The organism is Yoonia sp. R2-816 (assembly GCF_046762905.1).
Lineage (GTDB): Bacteria > Pseudomonadota > Alphaproteobacteria > Rhodobacterales > Rhodobacteraceae > Yoonia.
In genome coordinates this window covers 282,404-304,814 of the sequence record NZ_JBKQXN010000207.1, presented here as the reverse complement: position 1 = coordinate 304,814, position 22,411 = coordinate 282,404, and the positions used below count along the sequence as shown (strand labels likewise).

25 protein-coding genes are annotated in these 22,411 nt (G+C 58.7%); 13 read left to right on the top strand and 12 right to left on the bottom strand.

Annotated features, from left to right (window positions below):
• Positions 1-39: 39 nt before the first annotated feature.
• Positions 40-2,988: a VWA domain-containing protein gene (locus tag ACFWW2_RS13860; RefSeq protein ID WP_393928697.1), complete on the bottom strand. Its 2,949-nt coding sequence runs from the start codon at positions 2,986-2,988 to the stop codon at positions 40-42.
• Positions 2,989-3,364: 376 nt separating this feature from the next.
• Between ACFWW2_RS13860 and ACFWW2_RS13855 the strand changes: the two genes are divergently transcribed.
• Entirely contained in the window at positions 3,365-4,420 is a 1,056-nt protein-coding gene (locus ACFWW2_RS13855; RefSeq protein ID WP_393928695.1) for a LysM peptidoglycan-binding domain-containing protein, read from the top strand.
• A gap of 162 nt (positions 4,421-4,582) precedes the next feature.
• Positions 4,583-7,441 (top strand): excinuclease ABC subunit UvrA, encoded by a 2,859-nt coding sequence (uvrA, locus tag ACFWW2_RS13850; RefSeq protein WP_393928693.1) that lies wholly within the window; start codon positions 4,583-4,585, stop codon positions 7,439-7,441.
• 63 nt (positions 7,442-7,504) lie between these two features.
• Here the strand turns inward: uvrA and ACFWW2_RS13845 are convergent, their stop codons facing one another.
• Both ACFWW2_RS13845 and ACFWW2_RS13840 read right to left on the bottom strand, forming a co-directional pair.
• Positions 7,505-7,831: an OB-fold nucleic acid binding domain-containing protein gene (locus ACFWW2_RS13845; RefSeq protein ID WP_393928690.1), complete on the bottom strand. Its 327-nt coding sequence runs from the start codon at positions 7,829-7,831 to the stop codon at positions 7,505-7,507.
• Positions 7,832-7,841: 10 nt separating this feature from the next.
• Positions 7,842-7,985 (bottom strand): hypothetical protein, encoded by a 144-nt coding sequence (locus ACFWW2_RS13840; protein ID WP_393928688.1) that lies wholly within the window; start codon positions 7,983-7,985, stop codon positions 7,842-7,844.
• Between the two features lie 260 nt (positions 7,986-8,245).
• On the opposite strand from ACFWW2_RS13840, the gene ACFWW2_RS13835 reads away from it, so the two are divergent.
• Both ACFWW2_RS13835 and ACFWW2_RS13830 read left to right on the top strand, forming a co-directional pair.
• On the top strand, positions 8,246-8,503 hold the full coding sequence (locus tag ACFWW2_RS13835) for a hypothetical protein (RefSeq protein WP_393928686.1): 258 nt from the start codon (positions 8,246-8,248) through the stop codon (positions 8,501-8,503).
• A gap of 95 nt (positions 8,504-8,598) precedes the next feature.
• On the top strand, positions 8,599-9,213 hold the full coding sequence (locus ACFWW2_RS13830; protein WP_393928684.1) for a GIN domain-containing protein: 615 nt from the start codon (positions 8,599-8,601) through the stop codon (positions 9,211-9,213).
• A gap of 71 nt (positions 9,214-9,284) precedes the next feature.
• Here ACFWW2_RS13830 and ACFWW2_RS13825 read toward each other — a convergent pair whose 3' ends face one another.
• From ACFWW2_RS13825 to ACFWW2_RS13805, 5 genes are all read right to left on the bottom strand, one after another.
• Entirely contained in the window at positions 9,285-9,488 is a 204-nt protein-coding gene (locus ACFWW2_RS13825; RefSeq protein WP_393928682.1) for a DUF2892 domain-containing protein, read from the bottom strand.
• Positions 9,489-9,569: 81 nt separating this feature from the next.
• Positions 9,570-10,226, bottom strand: a complete 657-nt coding sequence (locus ACFWW2_RS13820) for a Crp/Fnr family transcriptional regulator (protein ID WP_393928680.1) — start codon at positions 10,224-10,226, stop codon at positions 9,570-9,572.
• Complete coding sequence (gene mmsB / locus ACFWW2_RS13815; RefSeq protein WP_393928678.1) at positions 10,223-11,089, bottom strand: 3-hydroxyisobutyrate dehydrogenase; 867 nt, start codon at positions 11,087-11,089, stop codon at positions 10,223-10,225. Before mmsB ends, ACFWW2_RS13820 begins: the two co-directional genes overlap by 4 nt.
• The gene (locus ACFWW2_RS13810) at positions 11,086-12,123 is read right to left on the bottom strand and encodes an enoyl-CoA hydratase/isomerase family protein (RefSeq protein ID WP_393928676.1); all 1,038 of its coding nucleotides are present in this window, start codon (positions 12,121-12,123) and stop codon (positions 11,086-11,088) included. Before ACFWW2_RS13810 ends, mmsB begins: the two co-directional genes overlap by 4 nt.
• A gap of 44 nt (positions 12,124-12,167) precedes the next feature.
• Positions 12,168-13,304 carry an acyl-CoA dehydrogenase family protein gene (locus ACFWW2_RS13805; RefSeq protein WP_393928674.1) on the bottom strand — a complete coding sequence of 379 codons (1,137 nt, stop codon included), beginning with the start codon at positions 13,302-13,304 and terminating at the stop codon, positions 12,168-12,170.
• Positions 13,305-13,438: 134 nt separating this feature from the next.
• Here ACFWW2_RS13805 and ACFWW2_RS13800 point away from each other — a divergent pair, with 134 nt between their 5' ends.
• From ACFWW2_RS13800 to ACFWW2_RS13785, 4 genes are all read left to right on the top strand, one after another.
• Positions 13,439-14,293 carry a hypothetical protein gene (locus ACFWW2_RS13800; RefSeq protein ID WP_393928672.1) on the top strand — a complete coding sequence of 285 codons (855 nt, stop codon included), beginning with the start codon at positions 13,439-13,441 and terminating at the stop codon, positions 14,291-14,293.
• Between the two features lie 88 nt (positions 14,294-14,381).
• Positions 14,382-14,549, top strand: a complete 168-nt coding sequence (locus ACFWW2_RS13795) for a hypothetical protein (protein ID WP_393928670.1) — start codon at positions 14,382-14,384, stop codon at positions 14,547-14,549.
• 41 nt (positions 14,550-14,590) lie between these two features.
• Positions 14,591-14,890, top strand: a complete 300-nt coding sequence (locus ACFWW2_RS13790; protein WP_393928668.1) for a hypothetical protein — start codon at positions 14,591-14,593, stop codon at positions 14,888-14,890.
• 261 nt (positions 14,891-15,151) lie between these two features.
• A complete protein-coding gene (locus ACFWW2_RS13785) occupies positions 15,152-15,496 on the top strand; it encodes a cupredoxin family copper-binding protein (RefSeq protein WP_393928666.1) in 345 nt (114 codons plus the stop codon).
• Between the two features lie 41 nt (positions 15,497-15,537).
• On the opposite strand, the gene ACFWW2_RS13780 is transcribed toward ACFWW2_RS13785, so the two are convergent.
• Positions 15,538-17,037, bottom strand: coding sequence for a CoA-acylating methylmalonate-semialdehyde dehydrogenase (locus ACFWW2_RS13780; protein ID WP_393928664.1), 1,500 nt, complete (start codon positions 17,035-17,037; stop codon positions 15,538-15,540).
• A gap of 96 nt (positions 17,038-17,133) precedes the next feature.
• Between ACFWW2_RS13780 and ACFWW2_RS13775 the strand changes: the two genes are divergently transcribed.
• The 4 genes from ACFWW2_RS13775 to ACFWW2_RS13760 all read left to right on the top strand — a co-directional run bounded on the left by ACFWW2_RS13775 (position 17,134) and on the right by ACFWW2_RS13760 (position 19,841).
• Complete coding sequence (locus ACFWW2_RS13775; protein ID WP_393928662.1) at positions 17,134-18,036, top strand: LysR family transcriptional regulator; 903 nt, start codon at positions 17,134-17,136, stop codon at positions 18,034-18,036.
• A 39-nt stretch (positions 18,037-18,075) separates the two neighbouring features.
• A complete protein-coding gene (locus tag ACFWW2_RS13770) occupies positions 18,076-18,510 on the top strand; it encodes a CBS domain-containing protein (RefSeq protein ID WP_393928660.1) in 435 nt (144 codons plus the stop codon).
• Between the two features lie 66 nt (positions 18,511-18,576).
• Complete coding sequence (gene coaD, locus ACFWW2_RS13765; protein WP_393928658.1) at positions 18,577-19,071, top strand: pantetheine-phosphate adenylyltransferase; 495 nt, start codon at positions 18,577-18,579, stop codon at positions 19,069-19,071.
• Positions 19,068-19,841, top strand: a complete 774-nt coding sequence (locus ACFWW2_RS13760) for an alpha/beta hydrolase family protein (protein WP_393928656.1) — start codon at positions 19,068-19,070, stop codon at positions 19,839-19,841. The genes coaD and ACFWW2_RS13760 overlap by 4 nt, the downstream gene beginning before the upstream one ends.
• Positions 19,842-19,889: 48 nt before the next feature.
• On the opposite strand, the gene ACFWW2_RS13755 is transcribed toward ACFWW2_RS13760, so the two are convergent.
• From ACFWW2_RS13755 to ACFWW2_RS13745, 3 genes are all read right to left on the bottom strand, one after another.
• The gene (locus ACFWW2_RS13755) at positions 19,890-20,048 is read right to left on the bottom strand and encodes a hypothetical protein (protein ID WP_393928654.1); all 159 of its coding nucleotides are present in this window, start codon (positions 20,046-20,048) and stop codon (positions 19,890-19,892) included.
• Between the two features lie 184 nt (positions 20,049-20,232).
• A complete protein-coding gene (gene gap / locus ACFWW2_RS13750) occupies positions 20,233-21,234 on the bottom strand; it encodes a type I glyceraldehyde-3-phosphate dehydrogenase (protein ID WP_393928652.1) in 1,002 nt (333 codons plus the stop codon).
• An 81-nt stretch (positions 21,235-21,315) separates the two neighbouring features.
• Entirely contained in the window at positions 21,316-21,459 is a 144-nt protein-coding gene (locus tag ACFWW2_RS13745) for a hypothetical protein (RefSeq protein ID WP_393928650.1), read from the bottom strand.
• Between the two features lie 251 nt (positions 21,460-21,710).
• On the opposite strand from ACFWW2_RS13745, the gene ACFWW2_RS13740 reads away from it, so the two are divergent.
• Positions 21,711-22,304: a hypothetical protein gene (locus ACFWW2_RS13740; RefSeq protein WP_393928649.1), complete on the top strand. Its 594-nt coding sequence runs from the start codon at positions 21,711-21,713 to the stop codon at positions 22,302-22,304.
• Positions 22,305-22,411: the final 107 nt, after the last annotated feature.

Sequence of the window (22,411 nt, the reverse complement as noted above, 5' to 3'; positions counted from 1 at the left end):
TCATCAATCAGGGCATGGGTTTCGCTGAGATTGCGCCCCTTATTCGGTGATCGTGATCGGACGGGTGCCGATGATGGTGTTGTCCTGTCCCATGTAATACCGCAGTTCGTAATCCCCCGGCGCGTCGGGTAGCCGTAGCGTAACCGGGTTGCCGTCGCGGGTGTAGCTGTAGGTTTCGTACCGGTTATCGCCGGGTTTCGAGATGCCGATGAAATCCAGATTGTAGTCCGGCCCGTCCCAACCGACGATCAGGTCGTCGTTCATGGTGATGCTGTCGGGGGCGATCAGTTGCGCCTTGACCGGGTTGATGGTGATCGGCTGGCGGAAGATGATCACGCTGTCCTGCCGTAGTTGGTAGCGGATTTCGTATTCACCGGGTTCGGGCGGCATCTGCAGCCCGAGGGGGCTGCCATCGCGGGTGTAGGTGTAGTTGACATAGGCATTTTCCCCGACAGGCCCGACCGAAATGAAATCGAGGTTGTAGTCCGGCCCTTCCCATTCCAGGGTCAGTGTTTCGCCAGCATTGGCGCTGGCGGGTGTGTTGATGGTGGCCTTGACGGCTGTCACCTCGATCGGGCGGGTCATCAGGATGGTGTTGTCCTGCCGCAGGGTGTAGCGCAGTTCGTAGCTGCCGGGTTCGGTGGGCATTTCGACCTGTGCCGGGCTGCCATCGCGAGTGTAGCTGTAATTGACATAGCCTTCGCCCGGTTCGCCGACCGCGATGAAATCGAGATTGTAATCCGGTCCGATCCAGTCGACCGCGACGGTGCTGCCGGCGATGGCGGTGTCGGGGGCGGTCAGGCTGACCTCTGCCGCGGTGACGGTGATGGGTCGCCGGGCGATGATTTCGTTGTCCTGCCGCAGCGTGTAGCGGATTTCGTAATTGCCCGGTTGGGGCGGCATTTCGACGCCGAGCGGATTGCCGTCGCGCGTGTAGGTGTAGTTGATGTAGTTGTTTTCGCCGGGTTCGCCGACCGCAATGAAGTCGAGATTGTAATCCGGTCCCGTCCATTCGACCGTGACGGTTTCGCCGACAATGGCGGTGTCCGGGGCGTTCAGCCCGACCTCTGCCTTGGTCACGGTGATGGGCCGGGTGGCGATCACGGTATTGTCCTGCCGCATAGTGTACCGGATTTCGTAGTCGCCGGGTTCGGCGGGCATTTCCAGCCCAAGCGGATCACCGTCGCGGGTGTAGGTCAGGTTGATGTAGTTCCGTTCGCCAGGGACCCCGACCGCGATGTAGTCGAGATTGTAATCCGGACCCGTCCAGCCGACGGCCACGGTTTCACCTGCAATGGCGGTGTCGGGGGCTGTCAGACTGACCTCTGGTGCTGTGACGGTGATCGGTTTGGTGGCGATCACTTCGCGGTCTTGCCGCAAAGTGTACCGGATTTCGTAGTCGCCGGGGATGGGCGGCATTTCGAGGCCGAGCGGGCTGCCCTCGCGCGTGTAGGTCAGGTTGATGTTGCCGTTTTCGCCAGGTTCCGAAACGGCGATGAAGTCCAGATCGTAATCCGGTCCTTCCCAGCCGACTGTGACGGTTTCGCCTGCGACGGCGGTGTCGGGGGCCGTCAGTTGTGCCTTGAGGTCGGTGACCTCAATTTCCTTGCTGCCGATGACGGTTGCGCTTTGGCGCATCCGGTAGTGGATTTCATAGATGCCCGGCTCTGACGGGAGTTCCAGGTCCAGTGGGTTGCCGTTGCTGGTGCGGACAGAGTTGATGGTGCTCGCCCCGCCGTCCTGCGCCAACACGATGATATCGCCGGGGTAATCAGGTCCGGTCCATTCCACGCTGATGGTTTCACCGATGGCACCGGTATCAGGCGCGATGATCGTCGCGGTGACCGGTGTCACCGTAATCGGGGTTGATGCGATAATTTTGTTGGGCCGATCACGCAGCAGATAGTGAACCTCGTAATTGCCCGGGGTCGGTGGCAGGATGATTTCCGTGGGGTTGCCGCCGCTTGTGCGCGCGGTTGTCCGCGGGATTCTGTCATCTTGTTGCGTGATGATGATCTGGTCGCCGTCGCGGTTGGGGCCGGTCCAGTCCACAGCGATGATTGATCCGGCTGGCGCGCTTTCAGGGGCGCTGACGGTGGCGGCGGGCAGGGTTTCGGGGAAGATGACCGTGACTGTCACATCGCCGGGGCCTGCGATTGTGACCTCGGCTTCTGCTTCGGCCTCGTCCACGATCCGGTAGGCGGTGGCCTGATAGGTGCCTTCCGACATATCCAGCGTGAGCGGGTTGCCTTGTGTATCATCGGTGATCTGACCGGCTTCGCTGATGATATCCCAGATGATCGGATCCTCGACGAGCGGGCCGTCAGCGGTGCCGATCCGCGCCTCGAACGTGCCGGTCACGGTGGCGGGTTCCATCACCATGGCGGTCATGGCGAGGTCGAGTTCTGAGGCGTTGGCGGCCGTCAGGAACTGCCCGCCGGTTTCTTCGGCGATGCATTGCATTTGCGCGAGTGCTTCGGGGTCGTTGACGTCAAAGCCGATGACATGGGCGGTGAAGTCGATCCCGGCCTCTTCCAGCAGTCGCGCGGCGGCGCAGGGATCAGGATTGCAGGTTTCGACGCCGTCAGAGACGAGAATGACCGTGGCGCTGTCTTCGGTGTAGCGCAAAGCCTCCGCCGCGGCGATGACCGCATCGGTCATCGGTGTTTTACCCAGCGGTTTGATCCCGTTCACGGCTGTCACGATATCGCCGACTGTGCCGGGGGCAGGGGCGACAATGGTTTCGATATCGGTGCAGTTGCCCCGTTCGCGGTGACCATAGACGGTCAGGCCAAGGCCCTGATCGGCTGGAAATTCGTCAAGCAGAGAACTGACGACCTGTTGTGCGATGGTGATCTTGGCGGTGCCATCAATCTGCCCCCACATGGAGCCAGAGCCATCCATTACCAGGATCGTGTTGGGCCGGTCCTGTGCGGCGGCGGCGGTGAAGAATGTGGTCAGCAGAATTGTGGATGCCAGAAAGCGCATGGGGGCCTCTTTGAAAATGAATATCTTGAAAACAATCACAAATCGGGTGCCGTTTCCAGCACTGGGCGGTATTGGTCCGGAATACCTTACCCCCGCGTCAACCTGACGTTGATTGTCGTCTGACGCGGCGTCCCTTTCCGCAAGGTCCCGATCTATCGGCCATTCACCATATCGCGGTCCGGTTTGTGTCCTATTTCGACCATCATTGATTTCTAACGCAGAGCCGGACAGTGTTGTCGCAAGTCGTAAATTTCCGAGTGATTGAGTGAGGTTGGTGTGGTGCAGACGGGCGCGCCTCGGGGGTGCTGTCGCCAGATCTTGAGAGAGTAAAAAGGCAGGTCATTGCCTGTCATGTGTGAAGAATGGAAGGGACAGAATGTCTAACAAATATACACTCGCAGCAGTTGCGTTTCTGGCAGGCGCTGGTGCAGCCCAAGCGCAGCAGGCCTGTACGGTTTATACCGTGCAGTCCGGTGATTCACTGAGCGGCATAGCCCGCGAGGCTTATGGCAGCATCAGCTATCAGAGCGTCTGGGATGCGAACCGGTCCGTGATTGGTGGTAACCCGAATGCGATTTCGGTCGGGATGGAATTGAAATTGCCATGCGCCGATGGCGCTTTACCGGGTTCCGGTACGGTGCAGGCCAGCGTCGTGGCACCGGTGCCTGAAGTGTCGAGCGATGGCCCTGTGACGATCCGCCTTGTGACCGGCACAGGTTATCCGCCCTACACGGATGAGGACATGGAAGGCGGCGGCATCTACACTCAGCTGGTCCGGGCCGCTATGGACACGATGGAGCCGCAATACGAAACCCAGATCGTATTTGTTAACGATTGGGGATCTCATCTTGAGGTCCTGCTGCCGGCACGCGCCTTTGACGGTGCTTTCCCCTGGCTGCGTCCGAATTGTGAAGAGCCCGAAACGCTGACCGAGAATTCGAAGTTCCGCTGCGACGGTTTCCTGCATTCCGATCCGTTCTACGAGATCATCACCGGTGTGGTGACCCGTCGCGACGATCCATTGGGTGCAACGGACAACGCTGCTGACTTTACTGGCAAAACCATGTGTCTGCCCGCCGATTATTCTGACGTTGGCGCAACAAGTGTTGGTCTGGGTCGTGACGTCATGGAGTATGTTCAGCCGGTGAGCCCCGATGATTGCTTTACGGCGCTGATTGCTGGTGAGGTCGATGGCGTGTCGTTGGTGACATCGCAGGCCGAAGACATCGCGCAGCGCATGGGCGTTGCCGATCAGGTCACGATCAATCCCAACCTGACGACGGCAAATGTGCTGGCCGTCTTTGTCGACAAAAACAACCCTGACGCGCCTGAAGTCATCGAAGCCCTGAATGCAGGTCTGAAGAATATCCGGGATTCGGGTGAGTGGTTCCAGACTGTGCGTTCCGGATTTACCGCCTATTACGCGAACTGATCTGTGCCATCGGGACCGATGAAAGCATGGCCCGGCTGCAGCAATGCGGCCGGGCTTTTGCTTGTCATGATTATTTTGCACATGTTCGCTTAATGTTCTATATCCGGGGTGGCGGAATCGGATCGCGCTGCTATCTGGTAGGGCGTCACCCTGGGGGTCAGAATGGCTGAGCTGAAGAATATCGAGGTGCGCGGCGCGCGCGAACACAATCTGAAGAATATCGATGTGGATATTCCGCGTGATCAGCTTGTGGTCATTACCGGTCTGTCGGGGTCGGGCAAGTCTTCGCTGGCGTTCGATACGATCTATGCCGAGGGCCAGCGCCGCTATGTTGAGTCGCTGTCCGCCTATGCCCGCCAGTTTCTGGATATGATGGAAAAGCCGGACGTGGACCATATCAGCGGTCTGTCCCCGGCGATTTCGATTGAGCAGAAGACGACGTCGAAAAACCCGCGGTCGACCGTCGGCACAATTACCGAGATTTACGATTATCTGCGTTTGCTGTTTGCCCGTGCGGGCACGCCGTATTCCCCTGCGACCGGTTTGCCTATCGAGGCGCAGCAGGTGCAGGACATGGTGGATCGCGTGATGGCGATGGAACAGGGCACCCGCGGTTATCTGCTGGCCCCGATTATCCGCGACCGCAAGGGCGAGTATCGCAAGGAGTTTCTGGAACTGCGCAAGCAGGGGTTCCAGCGGGTCAAGGTAGATGGTGAGTTCTATGAACTGGATCAGCCGCCGACCCTGGACAAGAAGTTTCGCCATGACATCGATGTGGTTGTGGATCGGATTGTCGTCAAAGAGGGGCTTGAGACCCGGCTGGCTGACAGTTTCCGCACCGCGCTTGATCTGGCGGATGGGATTACGGTGCTGGAGACGGCCCCGAAAGAGGGTGATCCGGAGCGGATCACGTTTTCGGAGAATTTTGCCTGTCCGGTGTCAGGGTTCACGATCCCCGAGATCGAGCCGCGCCTGTTTTCGTTCAATGCGCCGTTTGGGGCCTGTCCGTCCTGTGATGGGCTGGGGGTCGAGTTGTTCTTTGACGAGCAGCTTGTTGTGCCTGATGTGACTTTGAAGATCGCTGATGGGGCGTTGGCGCCGTGGCGCAAGGGGAAATCACCCTATTTCCTGCAGACGATTGAAGCGATTGCCAAGCATTACGGGTTCAACAAGAACGCCCGTTGGAAAGATCTGGACCCCAAGGTGCAGCAGGTATTCCTGCGCGGATCGGGCGAGGAAGAGATCAAGTTTCGCTATGATGAGGGTGGCCGTGTCTATCAGGTGGAGCGTGCATTCGAGGGTGTGATCCCGAATATGGAGCGCCGCTATCGCGAGACGGATAGCAACTGGATCCGCGAAGAGTTCGAGAATTACCAGAATAACCGCAATTGCGGGACCTGTGGGGGCTATCGTTTGCGCGAGGAAGCGCTGGCGGTGAAGATTGGCGGCCTGCATGTGGGTCAGGTCGTGCAGATGTCGATCAAGGAGGCGTTTGACTGGTGTCAGTCGGTGCCCGAAGCGCTGTCCAAACAGAAGAACGAGATTGCTGTCGCCATCCTGAAGGAAATCCGCGAGCGGCTGGGATTTTTGAACAATGTGGGGCTGGAATATCTGACGTTGTCGCGTAACTCCGGCACGTTGTCGGGGGGCGAAAGCCAACGGATCAGGCTGGCGTCGCAGATCGGGTCGGGCCTGCAAGGGGTGCTTTATGTATTGGATGAGCCGTCGATCGGCCTGCATCAGCGCGACAATGACCGGCTGCTGACGACGCTGAAGAACCTGCGCGATCAGGGCAATACCGTGATTGTTGTCGAGCATGATGAGGAGGCCATTAGAGAGGCCGATTATGTGTTCGATATTGGCCCCGGTGCCGGGGTGCATGGCGGGCAGGTTGTGTCCAAAGGGACGCCTGCGGATATCATGGCTGATGCGGCGTCGATCACCGGGCAATATCTGGTGGGCACGCGGGAAATTCCCGTGCCTGCGAAGCGCCGCAAGGGGAAGGCCAAGAAGCTGACCGTGGTGAAGGCGACCGGCAACAATCTGCAGAATGTCACGGTGGATTTCCCGCTGGGCAAGTTCATTTGCGTGACGGGCGTGTCGGGTGGCGGCAAGTCGACCCTGACGGTTGAGACGCTGTTCAAGAATGCCTCGATGAAGCTGAATGGCGCGCGGCAGACACCGGCACCTTGCGAGACGATCAAGGGGTTCGAGCATCTCGATAAGGTTATCGATATCGACCAACGCCCGATTGGCCGGACCCCACGGTCGAACCCGGCGACCTATACCGGGGCCTTTACCCCGATCCGTGATTGGTTCGCAGGGATGCCCGAGGCGAAGGCGCGCGGGTACAAACCGGGTCGGTTTTCGTTCAACGTCAAGGGTGGCAGGTGTGAGGCCTGTCAGGGTGATGGTGTCATCAAGATCGAAATGCACTTTCTGCCGGATGTCTATGTGACCTGCGAGACCTGCAAGGGCGCGCGGTACAATCGCGAGACGCTGGAGATCAAGTTCAAGGGCAAGTCCATTGCCGATGTGCTTGATATGACAGTGGAAGATGCGCAGGCATTCTTTTCCGCCGTGCCGTCGATCCGTGAAAAGATGGACGCGCTGATGCGGGTCGGGTTGGGCTATATCAAGGTGGGCCAGCAGGCGACGACCCTGTCAGGGGGTGAGGCGCAGCGCGTGAAGCTTTCGAAGGAGTTGGCAAAGCGGTCGACCGGTCGGACCCTGTATATTCTGGATGAGCCGACGACGGGCCTGCATTTCGAGGATGTGCGCAAGCTGCTGGAAGTGCTGCATGAACTGGTTGATCAGGGGAACTCGGTCATCGTGATTGAGCATAATCTGGACGTTGTGAAAACCGCCGATCATATCATTGATATCGGCCCGGAGGGTGGCGATGGCGGTGGCAAGATCGTCGCGACCGGTACGCCAGAGCAGGTGGCCGAGGTGGTGGAAAGTCATACGGGCCGGTATCTGAAGGATATGCTGAAGGTGCGCAAGGTGGCGGCTGAGTAAGACCTGAAACAGCCGGGTGGCGAGATGTGGCCACCGCGGCTGCCGGCGGTTGGTGAGTGTTTGTTATTCGTAGGTGCGATCGAAGCTGAAACTGGTGCCGTTATCCGTTTCCATCCGGTTCGCATAGATTTCCTGCGGCGCGTCGTCGTCAAAGATGCCGTGAACGGTGACCGCAGTGCCAACCGCGACCGGCACCATGTTCGGACCAAGATAGACCGGAATCTGGCCGGTATGATCCCTGAGGATGAATGTGTCTTCGTCAGCGATGCGGTCGACGACCCCGCTGACGGTCACGCGGTCCTGTGGGCCAAGTTCGGCAATCGTTTGTCCAGCGAAGAGGGATGTGGGTGCGGCAATGGCAATTGCGGCGATCCAGAATGTCTTTTTCATGAGGGCCCCCTTAATCCAGCGCGATGCCGAGAAGCACAAGCGCACTGATGGCAACGGCCAGATAGACCCAGCCTGGTGCTGTGATGGTGATATCTGATTTCAACTTTTCGCTGATGTTTTGGAATGTGACAGAATTTGGTTTCTGCTGTTCCACGTTATCCTCCTTTTCTGAGTGTTTCTGTAGGAAATAAATGGGAGCCTGGATCTTTCAGACAAGGTTTGTGTGGCATGGTCGCCTGTGGATCGGCGTGATTTTGCCCGTGGCGCGGAGTTGCTTCGGTGCTCATCGCGAGGCTGTCGCATGCCGAACCGGTGTAATTGTGGTCAAATTTTCGATTTTTGGTCAGATTGCCGCATTCCAATGCCGGGCGCTCAGACTAATTCGTAGCCAAACATGTTAAAGGGATAGAATTCATGACCGCCGCCACCAAGACCCCGTATGCTGACCGCTCTTTGTTGACCCGCATCCTGTTCCGGGTGCCCATTCTGGGCCGCATGCTGCGTGAGGTGTATTATGGTGATGCCGACAACATTTACTATTTCCTGTTCAGTGTCCTTGCGCTGTGGTTCGTGGCGATTCTGACCTGGGGCTACCCTGCGTTGATTGTGCCGATGCTGGGTGTCGTGCCTGCGATGTTTGTCGTTCTGGTCATGATCACGGTCGGCGAATAGCCGGAGTTTGCTGTAACATTGCTGGTGGGCATGTGAATTGCCTTGTCACCCTCGTTTGGCTATCGCGAGAGGGATGACGTTGTCTGGGTGATGCGATGAAGCATGCTATCGGTCTGATCTTTGGTGCGGCCCTTGCCGGGGCGGCGTTGGCCGAACCTGTCGTGCATGAGGTTGGTGCGTTTCGCGCGATCGAAGTGCAGGAAGATGTGCGCCTGCGCGTCACCATGGGGCAGGCGCAGGCGGTCACGGCGGTGGCGCTGGATGGTGATGTGTCGAAGCTGCGGGTGCGGGAGTTTTTGCCGTGGCTTGTGTTTGACCGGAATACCCGCTGGTTCATCTTTCCCAAATGGCGGAATGATGTGCTGGAGGTGTCGGTCGAGACGTCAGTATTGAACGGGCTGAAGGCCTTTGATGGCGCGCAGGCCACGTTTACCGGTGATGCGGGCGAGCGGCTTTGGGTTGAGGCGGGGGCCGGGGGGATGGTCGCGGTCACCGATATCGAAGTGGAAGAGTTGACAATGGTGGCGCGCGATGGCGGCACCATCATTGCAGCCGGTAGCTGTAATACGATCACGATCCGTAACGAAGGCGAAATGGTCGATGCCAGCGGTATGACCTGCCAAAGTTTTGTCGTGCGTGGGGACCCGGACGGTGTTGTTCTACCGGCCGGTGCTGTTGTGGTGGATGAACATCCTGCAAGCGGAAGCTGAGGGCATTCATTCCGTCAAATCGGTGGTGCCGGATGATGGTGACGGGCAGATCAGCTGGCAGGTTTGGCCAATCAGCTGTTTTTCAGCGGGCAGGTCCGAATGCCAAGCAGCGAATAGAGTGGGCAGGTGGATAACAGACCGGTCGCCAATGGCACGATGCCGATCAGATAGAGCCAGCTATAGGCGCCGTCGCGGTTCAAGAAGAAGCCGATCAGAAGTGCGACGCCCAGAACGATGCGAAGCACGCGGTCGAGAGTTCCTACATTCTTTGTCATGTTGTTTCCTTTTCTGACGTACCGATGATTTGGCTGATGCAGAAAGGATATATCCGATGGCTGCGCGGGTCTGTGACTTGGTCACGTTTCGCCCGCGATGCTGACCAAACGTTTGAGTGCGTCTGCGTCGCGGATCACGACATGGCCCCGTTCGGTTGTGACCCAGCCGCGCCGGGCGAAACTGTCCAGACGCCGCGATATCACTTCGCGAGCCGATCCGATATGACTGGCGATTTCGGCCTGTGTGGCCCGTACCTCGCCTTGATCAGCCATAGACAGCAGGGCCTCAGCAAGTCGCGCCTCGACCCGTTGAAAAGCAACTTTTTCAAGTACATGCATGGTGTTTTGCATGCGCTCTGCAAAGGCCTGGAACACGAGAGTCCGGAGCATGGGTGTGCTGTCCATAAGATTTGTGAACAGCGTGCCGGGGATCAGGATGATCTGGCTGTCCCGCGCTGCCAGACCTTCGCCGCTATATGGTTCACCCCCCAGCAGCCCGAGCGTTGTCTGCACACAGCTTTGCCCGGGTGTGACGCTGTAAAGCAGGATGTCTCGCCCGGTCGGCCCAATCAGATAAACGTCGATCTGTCCGCTGAAGACAACTGCGAAACCCTTTGCCGTCTGGCCGGGTTGGAAGACGATGTCGCCCTTTTGCAGGTTCAGTGGGCGGAGTTGCGCGAGTGCTTTCAAAGCCTCCGCCGGCAATTGGTTCCATGGAGGCTGGTCAAGCCAATTCATCCACGGTGCCGTTTTTCAAAGCGCGGGAGCATGGCCGAGAAATCCTTGCCTTTGCCGTCTTCGTTTTCGACAAATTGCCGGTAGAGCGCTGTTGCCGCTTGCCCCATGGGGGTGTCGGCGTCGGCGGCTTCAGCGGCCATTTGTGACAGGTTGAGATCCTTGAGCATCAGTTCCGCGGCAAAGCCGGGTTTGTAGTCGTTGTCCGCGGGGCTTTGCGGCCCGATGCCGGGGGCGGGGCAGTAGGCGTTCATGGTCCATGAATAGCCCGATGAGGTGCTGACCACGTCGAACATCGCCTGCCGGTCGAGGCCGAGTTTGTCGGCGAGCACGAAAGCCTCGCAGGTGGCGATCATGGTGACGCCGAGGATCATGTTGTTGCAGATTTTCGCAGCCTGGCCGTTGCCCGCTGGCCCGCAATGCACGGCCTTTTGCCCCATGATGTCGAAAAGCGGTTTGACGGTGGCGAAGGCTGCGTCCGGTCCGCCTGCCATGAAGGTGAGCGTGCCTGCTTGCGCGCCGCCGATGCCGCCGGAGACCGGCGCGTCGATGGCGGCAAGGTTGTGGGTGTCGGCCTGTGTGGCCACCGCGCGGGCGCTTTCCACATCGACAGTGGAGCAGTCGAGATGGATCGCGCCGGGTTTCATGACCGGGTGGATTTCTGCCGCCACGGCACGCAGGATATCGCCGTTGGGCAACATGGTGATGACCACATCGGCGTCCTTGGTGGCGTCTGCAGCACTTGTCGCCATGGTGATGCCGTCGGGTTTGGCGATGGTGTCGAACCCGGTGACCTCGTGATGTTTGGCCAGATTGGCGGCCATGGGTGCGCCCATGTTGCCGAGGCCGATGAAGCCGATTTTCATGGATAGTCCTCCCATTGCAGCGCGTTTTCACCCAAGGGTGCGGTCATGCGCTGAACCTCTGATGCGGGGACGTCGGCCCAACTGGCGTGTTGCCATTTCGGGTTGCGGTCCCGGTCGATGATGGCGGCCCTGATCCCTTCGATGAAATCGCCCTGTTCGGCGCAGTGATAGGTATAGCGGAATTCGTGGTCGAGCGCGTTTTCGATGCGCGGGTCGGCGCGGACCTGATGGATGATCTGCGTGGCGACCGACATGGCGAGTGGGGCGTTCCGGTCCATCAGCTTGCGCGTGTGGGCGATAGCGGGGCCGGGGGTAGCGTGCATGGCGCGGTAGATATCACCGAGGGTGTCACCGGCGAAGGTCGCGTCGATTTCGGATTGCCAGCCTGCAAGGCGGCTTTCGGGGGCAGGGTGCGGTTTGATCACGGCAGGATCGCCGCTGTCGATCAGTGCTGTCTTGAGCGCTTCCCATTCGCTTTCCGGGATGTAGCTGTCAGCGAAGCCTGCATAGATCGCGTCGCCCGCGTTCATTCGGTCGCCTGACAGCCCGAGGAATTCGCCGCAATGTCCGGGCGCCTTGGCGAGGATCAGTGAGCCGCCCACATCGGGGACAAGCCCGATTCCACATTCGGGCATCGCGATCTGGCTGCTGTCGCAGACGATCCTGTGCGAGCCGTGGCAGCCGACGCCGACGCCCCCACCCATGGTGAAGCCTTGCAGGAAGGTGACGATGGGTTTGGGGTAATTGTAGATCTTGGCGTTGAGCCGGTATTCGTCGCGCCAGAAGCGTTGGCCATAGTCGTAATCGCCGCGCCCGGCTGTTGCGTACATTTCCGCGATATCCCCGCCCGAGCAGAAGGCGCGGTCGCCTGCGCCGTCGATCAGGATCAGGGCCACATCGGGGTCATTGCGCCAATTATCGAGGGCGGATTCGATGGCAAGGCACATGTCCCATGTCAGCGCATTCAGCGCCTTGGGCCGGTTGAGGGTGATGTGGCCTGCGCGCCCGGATTTGCGGATGATGATGTCGGTCATATTGGTCCGAGGGTGAGGTCCCGGGGCAGGCCCGGGACGGGTGTTTATTGGATCAGATGGCGGGCCGTGATCAGCCGCATGATTTCGTTGGTGCCTTCGAGGATCTGGTGGACCCGCAGGTCGCGCACGATCTTTTCGATCCCGTAATCGGCGAGGTAGCCGTAGCCCCCGTGCAGTTGCAGGCATTGGTCGGCCACCCGACTGCCGACCTCTGTCACCTGTTTCTTGGCCATGGCGCAGAATTTGCTGGCATCGGGCGCGCCGGTGTCGAGTTTCCAGGCGGCCTGGCGCAGGAAGGTGCGAGCGGATTGTAGATCAATCTCCATATCCGCGAGCCGGAATTGGAGCCCCTGGAACTGGTCGATGGGTTTGCCGAAGGCTTTGCGTTCCTTCATATAGGCCAGCGTCTGGTCGAGCGCGGATTGTGCCGCGCCGAGCGAGCAGGCGGCGATGTTGAGCCGCCCGCCGTCAAGGCCCGCCATGGCGTATTTGAACCCTTGTCCTTCGTCGCCGAGCAGGTTGCCCGCAGGGGCTTTGCAGGCGTCCATCTGGACCTGACGGGTGGGTTGGGAGCGCCAGCCCATCTTGTCCTCCAGCCCGCCATAGCTGAGGCCGTCTGTGCCGTCTTCGATGAGGATCGCGCTGATCCCCTTTGGCCTGTCGTCGCCGGTGCGCGCCATGACGATATAGGCGTCGGAATAGCCGCCGCCGGAGATGAAGGCCTTGGTCCCGGTCAGTTCGTAACCTTCGTTGGTGCGGATGGCCTTGGTTTTCAGCGCGGCGGCGTCGGAGCCGGAGCCGGGTTCGGTCAGGCAGTAGCTGAGGATGGTTTCCATCGTCACGGCCCTTGGCAGGATCCGGTGGCGTAATTCGTCTGATCCGTAGGCGTCGATCATCCGCGCGCACATGTTGTGGATCGACAGGAACGCGGCGACGGAGGCGCAGGACTGCGAGAGCGCTTCGAAGACCAGTGTGGCGTCGAGGCGGGAGAGGCCGGAGCCGCCCATATCCTCGGTCACATAGAGTCCGCCGAGGCCAAGTTCGGCGAGTTTGGGCCAGAGCGTTTTGGGGATGGTGCCGTCGCTTTCCCATTGGCGGGCATGAGGGGCGATATGTTCGGCCCCAAAGGCCTGGGCCATGTCGAAAATGGCCGATTGTTCCTCGGTCAATGCAAAGTCCATGATGCCCTTCCCGCATGAATTGAACGCTTGTTCATATTCTTGGGCTGATTGCGCGGCTTTGGCAAGTCTTGGCTGTTAGCAATTGGTTATTCCTGTTTGGCCATAAAGGCGGTGTTTTGCGAAAGGAATCATCTGTGGCTGAGCAGAAAATCGGTGTGATTGTGATCCATGGTGTGGGTCGGCTGGGCGATCAAAGACCGGCACAGACAAACGATTTGACGTTTTCAGCAGATATGGCGCGTCGTGTGCAACGCAAGCTGGGTGACGATGCGGGGCGGGTGGCGTGGCGTGAGGTGTTCTGGTCGGATATTCTGCAGAGCCGTCAGCAGGGATTTCTTGATGATATCCGCGACAAGACCAATGCAGAGGCGCCGCGCGGCTTTGTCATGGCTGCCCTGTCGGATGCCGCCGCCTATCGCAAGACGGCCGATGGATCGTCAGCGTTTTACGAGCAGATCCACAGTCGTTTGGAACTGACGGTGCGTGATATCGAGGCTGATATCGGGCCGGGGGGGCAGCTGCTGATCCTGGCCCATTCGCTGGGTGGGCATGTGGTGTCAAACTATATCTATGATCTGCAACGGTTCGCGGCACGCACGGGCGAACGCCGGTTTGGATCGCCCTTGCAGAATATGCGCACGGTGGCAGGGCTGATGACGTTTGGCTGCAACATCCCGGTATTTCTGTTTCCCCATAAACCGGACGATATCAGGCCGATTGCCTATCCGGGCGCCGATCTGCCCGAAGAGCAGCAGATCGTGACCTGGTGGCAGAATTTTTATGACCGCGAAGATATTCTGGCATATCCGTTGGGGCCAGCCGCCCCGCGCTACGCCAAAATGGTATCGGACCGGCATCTGCGCGACATTCCTATCCATCTGGGGGCGCCGCCGACGGGTGGATGGAATCCGCTGTCGCATGCGTCATATTGGGACGATGCAGAGCTGATTGCGCCGGTTGTGCATTATTTGGGGAAGATGTTGGGCTAAGCGGGGGCGCAGCGGGTATGGACGATCCGGTATCGGTGCAACTGGAATAGTCGATTGATGACCGGTGCGCATCGGAGCGGTTCGGTCAATGGCGGTCTGGCGCCTGGCACAAAGCATTCAGATCAAGACCCTTGGCCTTGCGTCGCGTGATGGCTGCCTGCTGGTGGCGGAAGTGTATAATGACGACGGCACCATCAAGGGCGTCAGGCCCTTGGCGAGAGGGGCAATTTCTGAGACAGCTGGCAAGATACGTTGATCCGATAGTTTGACGAGAAGCTTGGCCTGCAGTTTGATGTCGTGGGTGATCTGTTGTCTTTTGAAAACATCTATCAGCATCAGGGTGTTACCCGTCATGAGGTTGCGTTTGTCGCGGAAATCCGGCTACCGGACGGTGCGTTGACGGCTGATGGTCCGGTTATTTTCAACAGGATAACGGATAGCAGTGTCGCGCAGTTTGGTATGGTTTGCGGCGGTCCGGCCTTATTTCCTACCGGTTTGAAGGCCAGACGATGGCGTGGTTTTGGGCATTTCGGCCTGACGGTGGATCACCATTTATTATTTTTCTTGGGGGGGCAAGGGCGCGACTGGCGATGGTAGGAGACCCGACAAAAAGCCGGGACTGAGAGGCCTTTCGACGGAGGCCTGGACCTTCTGCGCGGCAGGCTTTTTCCAGAATCTCGAAATTTTTTCAAAATTCCGGGAATAAAGCCGGTTCTTTGCGCGTATCCTAGACAGATGCTTTGCAACATCACCGGTTCTTTTAGCGTGGTGCCGTTGGTTATTGTTTTGCGTCTGATACCTCGCCCGCGGTTAGCAGAGTGGGGTTTACGATCTGATTTGAAACTTGAGGAAAAACCAATGTCAAAGATTACTCGTCGTACCGCCCTTCGTCTGGCAGCAGTTGCCACCGTGGCACCGCTTGCCGCGCATATGGCCAGGGCTGATGGTCATGCGACCACACATACAGTCGCCATCCGGAATTTCGCGTTTGAACCAGCAAATCTGACAATCAATGCGGGCGATACCGTGCAGTTTGTGAATGAGGATAACGCCCCGCACACGGCCACCGCCGATAGTGGCGCGTTCGATACCGGCAATCTGCGCGGTGGTCAGTCTGCATCGCTGCAGTTTCCGTCATCGGCCACGTTCAGCTATTTCTGCGCCGTGCATCCTCGCATGAAGGGCAGCATCACCGTGGTTTAAGAGCCGTAGGGGGCGGCGTGGTTTCACGCCGCCCGGTCTGCTTATTCCATCACGGGGATCGAGAATTCGCCGCCTTCCTTGATGCCCGAGGGCCAGCGGGACGTGATTGTCTTGGTCCGTGTGTAGAACTTGAACGCGTCCGGCCCGTGCTGGTTGAGATCGCCAAAGACCGATTTCTTCCAGCCGCCGAAGGTGTGGTAGGCCAGCGGCACTGGGATCGGCACGTTGATCCCGACCATGCCGATATTGATCCGGTTGGCAAAATCGCGGGCGGTGTCGCCGTCGCGGGTGAAGATCGCGGTGCCGTTGCCATATTCGTGGTCCATGGCGAGGCTGAGCGCTTCTTTGTAGCTTTGCGCACGCACGGTGGACAGGACCGGGCCGAAGATTTCGGTTTTGTAGATGTCCATATCCTTGGTGACGTTGTCGAAGAGATGCGCGCCGACGAAGAAGCCGTCTTCGTAGCCTTGCAGGTTGAAGTCCCGCCCGTCGACGACCAGTTTCGCGCCTTGGTCGATGCCAGATTGCACGAGGCGTTCGATATTGGCCTTGGCGGCGGCGGTCACGACCGGCCCGTAATCGACATCGTTGCCGGAAGTGTAGGGGCCGACCTTGAGCGCCTCGACCCGGGGCACGAGTTTTTCCAGCAGGCGGTCGGCGGTTTCATCACCGACCGGTACGGCGACGGAGATGGCCATGCAGCGTTCACCGGCCGCACCGTAGCCCGCTCCGACGAGTGCATCGGCAGCCTGATCCATGTCCGCGTCAGGCATGATGATCATGTGGTTTTTCGCCCCGCCAAAGCACTGGACACGTTTGCCCTCCGCGCAGCCGCGGCTGTAGATATAGGAGGCGATCGGGGTGGAGCCGACAAAACCGATGGACTGGATCACGTCGTGATCGAGGATCGCATCGACCGCTTCCTTGTCGCCGTTAACGACCTGCAGGATACCCTTGGGCAGGCCTGCTTCTTCCATCAGTTCGGCCAGCATCAGGGGCACGGATGGGTCGCGTTCGGAGGGTTTCAGGATGAAGGCGTTGCCGCAGACGATGGCGGGCGCGAACATCCACATCGGGATCATGGCGGGGAAGTTGAAAGGCGTGATGCCTGCGGTGACGCCGAGCGCTTGCTTCATCGAATACATGTCGATGCCGGGGCCCGCGCTATCGGTGAATTCACCCTTGAGCAGTTGCGGCGCACCGATGCAGTATTCGACCACTTCGAGCCCGCGGATCACGTCGCCTTTGGCGTCGGGCGGGGTTTTGCCGTGTTCGCGGCTGAGCGCCTCGGCCAGTTTGTCCATGTCACGGTGGAGCAGGCCGACAAAGGCCATCATGACCCGTGCGCGGCGTTGCGGGTTGACGGCGGCCCATTCGGGCTGTGCGTTTTGCGCGATCTCGACAGCCTTGGCCAGTTCATCGGCATTGGCGAGCGGAACTTTGGCCTGCACCTCGCCGGTCGCGGGGTTGTAGACGTCGGCAAAGCGGCCTGATGTGCCTTTGACTTGCTGGCCGCCGATGTAATGGGTCAGTTCTTGCATGGAATCCTCCCTGAATTTGAGGTCACTATAGGCTTGCGTTTTTGGTGGTAAAACCCGCAATGTCCCAAAATCATTTTGCAAAAATGCAAGGGTGTGATGGAAAACTGGGATGACATGCGGGTGTTTCTGGCGGTGGCCCGCGCCGAAAGCCTGTCGGGGGCAGCGCCAGTGCTGAAGATGGATCCGGCGACGCTGGGCCGCCGTGTGGCCCGGTTGGAACGCGCGATGGGGGCGACGTTGTTTGTCAAATCGCCGCAGGGTTACGCCCTGACCGATTTGGGGGAACGGATGCGCGACAGGGCGGCGGAGGCCGAGGCGCATCTGTCGCTGGCGTTCGACGAAGGGCAGGGGGCGTCGGCGGCACTGACCGGGCAGATCAGGATTGGGGCGCCGGATGGCGCGGCGAATTTCCTGTTGCCGCAGGTCTGTGCCGCCATTCAGGCGGACAACCCCGATCTGGAGGTGCAGGTGCTGGCGTTGCCCCGTGTCGTGAACCTGTCGCGCCGCGAGGCGGATATGGCGGTGACGGTCAGCCCGCCAGCAGCGGGCCGTCTGACGGTGCAGAAGATCACGGATTACCACCTGCATCTGGCGACGCGGGCCGATGCGCCGCCTGTCGGGTCGCGGGAAGACCTGCGGAGCAGGCCGGTTGTGGGCTACATCCCGGATATGATTTTCGACAAGGAACTGGACTATCTGGGTGCGCTGGGGGCGGATGGCGTACAACTGGCATCCAATTCGGTCGCCGTGCAATTGCAGATGCTGCGCCAGACCGGGGTGGGGTTTGTGCATGATTTTGTGCTGCCCTTCGCGCCAGAGCTGTGCCGGGTGCTGACCGATGAGATTTCGCTGCGTCGGTCGTTTTATCTGGTGCGTCATACGTCCGACCGTCAGTCGGACCGATTGACCCGGTTTGCCGGTGCGCTCATGCGCGGGATGCAGGCAGAAGTTGCGCGTCTTGAACAAATGGCACGCTTGACAGGTAGCCCCGTGATTTGACACGCTGAAACCATTGAAGCCGCGCCAAGGAGCCCGCTGATGATTGTGTCCCAAATCCTGAAATCCAAGACTGATATCGGTGTGGTGTCGGTCAAGCCGACGGATCATGTCAACGATGCTGTCAAGCTGTTGTCGGAAAAGCGGATCGGGACGGTTGTCGTGTCCGCCGACGGGAAAACGCTGGATGGGATCCTGTCAGAGCGCGATATCGTGCGCGAGATGGGCAAGCGCGGTGTGGCCTGTCTGAGTGAACCGGTGGGCGAGATGATGACATCCAAGCTGGTGACTTGTGCGCCCACCGATAGCGCCGATGCGGTTCTGGAGATGATGACCAACGGCCGGTTTCGTCACCTGCCGGTGATGGAAGGCGGTACGATGATCGGCCTGATCTCCATCGGTGATGTGGTCAAGGCCCGACTGGCGGAATTGTCGATGGAAAAGGATGCCTTGGAAGGCATGATCATGGGGCACTAGCCCTCTTGCAATCCTGTCCGCAATAATGTTGCGTGGCCCCCAGATTTTGTAACGATGAGGTGCGCCATGCGGACAGGGCTTTATCCCGGCACATTTGACCCGATCACGCTGGGCCATCTGGATATTATCCGGCGGGCCTGTTCGCTGGTGGATCGTCTGGTCATTGGCGTGGCGATCAACCGCGACAAGGGGCCTCTGTTCGATCTGGAGGAGCGTGTGGCCATGGTCGAGGCGGAATGCGCCCCTTTGGGTGCCGCAACCGGATGCGAGATTGTCGTGCATCCGTTCGAGAATTTGCTGATCGATTGTGCCCGCGATGTGAATGCCGGTGTCATCATTCGCGGCCTGCGCGCGGTGGCGGATTTTGAATACGAATATCAGATGGTTGGCATGAACCGTGCGCTTGATAACAGTATCGAGACCGTGTTCCTGATGGCGGAGGCGCAGCATCAGGCGATTGCGTCCAAGCTGGTCAAGGAAATCGCCCGGCTGGATGGCGATGTGTCGAAATTCGTGACCCCGGCTGTGAATACCGCGCTGCTGGCGCGGTTCGCTGATTGAAGCTGCTGCTTTTGTTTGCGGGGACTTATCTGCTTTATGCGGCGGCGATGGTGCTGACCCATCCCCGGTTCATCTATCCCTTTGGTCCTGACCCGTTTGACGCGCCCGGATTTCGGCAGGAGGTGGTTTCGGACCGGCAGGTCGCCCTTGCCATTTCGGAAGGGAGTGCCGACCCGGCGGTTTTGTTTTTCATGGGCAATGGCGGCGCGCTGGCCTATTTCACCTATACGCTGGATGCGCATGTGAATGCCGGGCGCACCATTGTGGCGATGGAATATCCAGGGGGCGGTGGCATTCCCGGCCGATCGTCAGAGCACCGTTTGAAGACCGATGCGCTGGAAGCCTATGACTGGTTGGCCGCCCGGCATGACGGGCCGATTGTGGTGCATGGCTATTCCATGGGAACGGGGATTGCGCAGCATGTGGCGGTGGAACGCGAGGTCGCGGCGATCATTTTGGATGCGCCTTATGTGAAGATGTGCGAACTGATGACGCGGGCGTCATACTTGCCGGCCTGTTACATGCCTGGGGTGCAGAAATGGAACAACGCAGTGCTGGTCCCCCGTCTGTCAGCGCCTGTGCTGGTGCAGCATGGGGCCGTCGATCAGTTGATCCCGATTGCCAATGGTCAGCGTCTGACGCGGCTGATGGAGGATGCCGGGCTGGATGTGACGATGCATGAGGTGGCAGGGGCCACACATAACAATATCGCTGGCCAGCCGGAGTATTCCGCGCGGATCGACGCGTTTCTGGACAGGGTCCTGAAATAACAAAGCCGCCCCATTGGGACGGCTGGTTTTCGTAACTTATTGAGTGGCTTAGCCGTAGATCGCCTTGGTTGCGATCTTGGCGGCATCTTCGCGGAACATGCCCAGGTCAATGGCTGTTTCCAGCGGCATGTTGCGCAGCTCGCGCTTGAGGCGTGAATAGGCCACGCGCTTTTCAATTGCATTGCGAACGGTGTTCAGTGCGGTCATTTGCGTGCTCCTTTTAAGTCATCGCGTTTCGTTGTCTTGACCCTGATTTAGCGATGCTGCGGCGCAGAACAAGGTGCGTAAAATGCAAAGCGCCATGCATGTTCTGCATGGCGAAATTCATGGTTTGGTCACAAAAAAGCCGACCCGGTGTTGGTCGGCCTGTTTGCTGTGCAGATGGTTGAATCTAGATCAGTTTGCCCATCGCAACGGCTGTATCAGCCATCCGATTGGAGAAACCCCATTCGTTGTCATACCAGGTCAGGATTCGCACCATGTTCCCGTCCAGCACCTTGGTTTGGTCCAGATGGAAGATCGACGAATGCGGATCGTGGTTGAAGTCAGAGCTGACCATGGGCAGGTCCGTATAGGCAAGCACGCCTTTAAGCGAGCCGTCAGCGGCGGCTTTGATGGCGTCGTTGACTTCTTCGACGGTGGTGGCCCGTGACGATTCAAATGTCAGGTCCACGACGGACACGTTGGGGGTTGGCACACGGATCGCAACGCCGTCAAGTTTGCCGTTGAGCTCCGGCAGGACGAGGCCCACGGCCTTGGCCGCCCCGGTTGATGTCGGGATCATGGACAGGGCCGCCGCGCGGGCGCGATAGAGGTCCTTGTGCATGGTATCCAGCGTCGGCTGGTCGCCGGTGTAGCTGTGGATCGTGGTCATGAACCCTTTGGTGATCCCGATCGCGTCATTCAGCACTTTGGCTACGGGGGACAGGCAATTGGTGGTGCAGGACGCGTTGGAGACGACGATGTCATCTTTGGTCAGCACATGGTGGTTCACGCCGTAGACGATTGTTTTATCGGCGTTTTTGCCAGGGGCCGAGATCAGCACGCGGGAGGCGCCATTGTCCAGATGGGCCTTGCAGGCCTCTTTGCTGTTGAAGATGCCGGTACATTCCAGAACGATATCGACATGCGCCCATGGCAGGTCGGCGGGGTTGCGGATGGCTGTCACCTCCATCGGGCCGCGCCCGACATCGATGGTCGTTTCGGTTGTGGTCACGGTGGCCGGGAAGCGGCCATGCACGCTGTCGAACCGCAAGAGGTGGGCGTTGGTTTCCACCGGGCCGAGATCGTTGATGGCGACGACTTCGATATCGGTGCGTCCGCTTTCGATGATGGCCCGCAAAATATTGCGGCCGATCCGGCCAAATCCGTTAATGGCGACTTTGACGGCCATGATGTTCCTCCTGATGGGATCAATGTTGGCGCTAACATTGCGATTTATGACCAAAGGTCAACCTATCTTGCACCGAAATGCTCAGCGCCAAAAGGCAATATATTCGGTGAGCCGTATCAGTTGCTGCATCAGGAACTGTGGCGTATTCCATTCCAGCACAAAGTGATCGAGGGCGAAAAAGCCGATGATCAGGATGCCGAGGCAGATAGCGATGGTGTTGGTCATGGCGCAGGTCTAGCCGGGTGGGATGGAAATGGCAAAATCGGGTTCGGTTTAGCGAAGAGGGGCTTGGGCAGCGCGCGCATCTTTCGCGCTAAGAAAACGAAAATGTGAGCTCTTCATCAGGGCCGTTCATCTAAGGTTGGTCGGATGCGGGAGAGATATGGTCCCGTGTTGGCTGTGCGGACTTTGCGGCCATTCAACGTGTCATCGCAATGGTCCGCTATCTAATCATGTTATGATATTCCGCTCAAGCCATGGATAAGCTGCAGATTACGCGTGCAAACACTCCGGGCGATCGTTATGTCCGGATTGGCAAGTCTATCAAAACTATGGGAAATACTGAAATGCGTTTTTCTATTTCATGTTTTTGCGCATTGGTTTTTGCAACGACTGCAACAGCCCAGCCTGAAGAAGGCTATGATACCGCTGTCATGGTCATCTTTGAAAATACGGACCCGTCCGACATCTACGAAAGCAGCGATGGATCGGGCGAATTGACCTATGAATATGAGGAAGCAGAGACCTGCACGCTGAAATCAACAACTCATATACTGCTCAATCTAGCCGATGGAATCGTTCACACTGTCAGTACGGATACCATTGAGTTAAAAGATGCAGATCCGGATGCCATAACCATTGGCCAGACCGATGCTTATGGCAGCTATGTGGAAATCAACACCCTCTTTTCAGCAGCGACCGTGCGCCGAACAAACTATTCTTATGAGACTTGCACGGCCTACTGCACCAATGGGGAAATCCGTAAAAATTCCTTCCAGATACAGACAGATCACCCCAATGAAGTGGCCGAGGCTATCAAGACAATAGCTCTCACTTGTGAAGAAAGCTGAATAACATTCTGCGGCAGTCGAAGCGGACTTTTGTTCAATTGCAGCATCAGTTAAGTTGGGCTGGAAACTGCCGTTAGCCGCTTCTTTGGATTGAGGTTGGGTCGTTG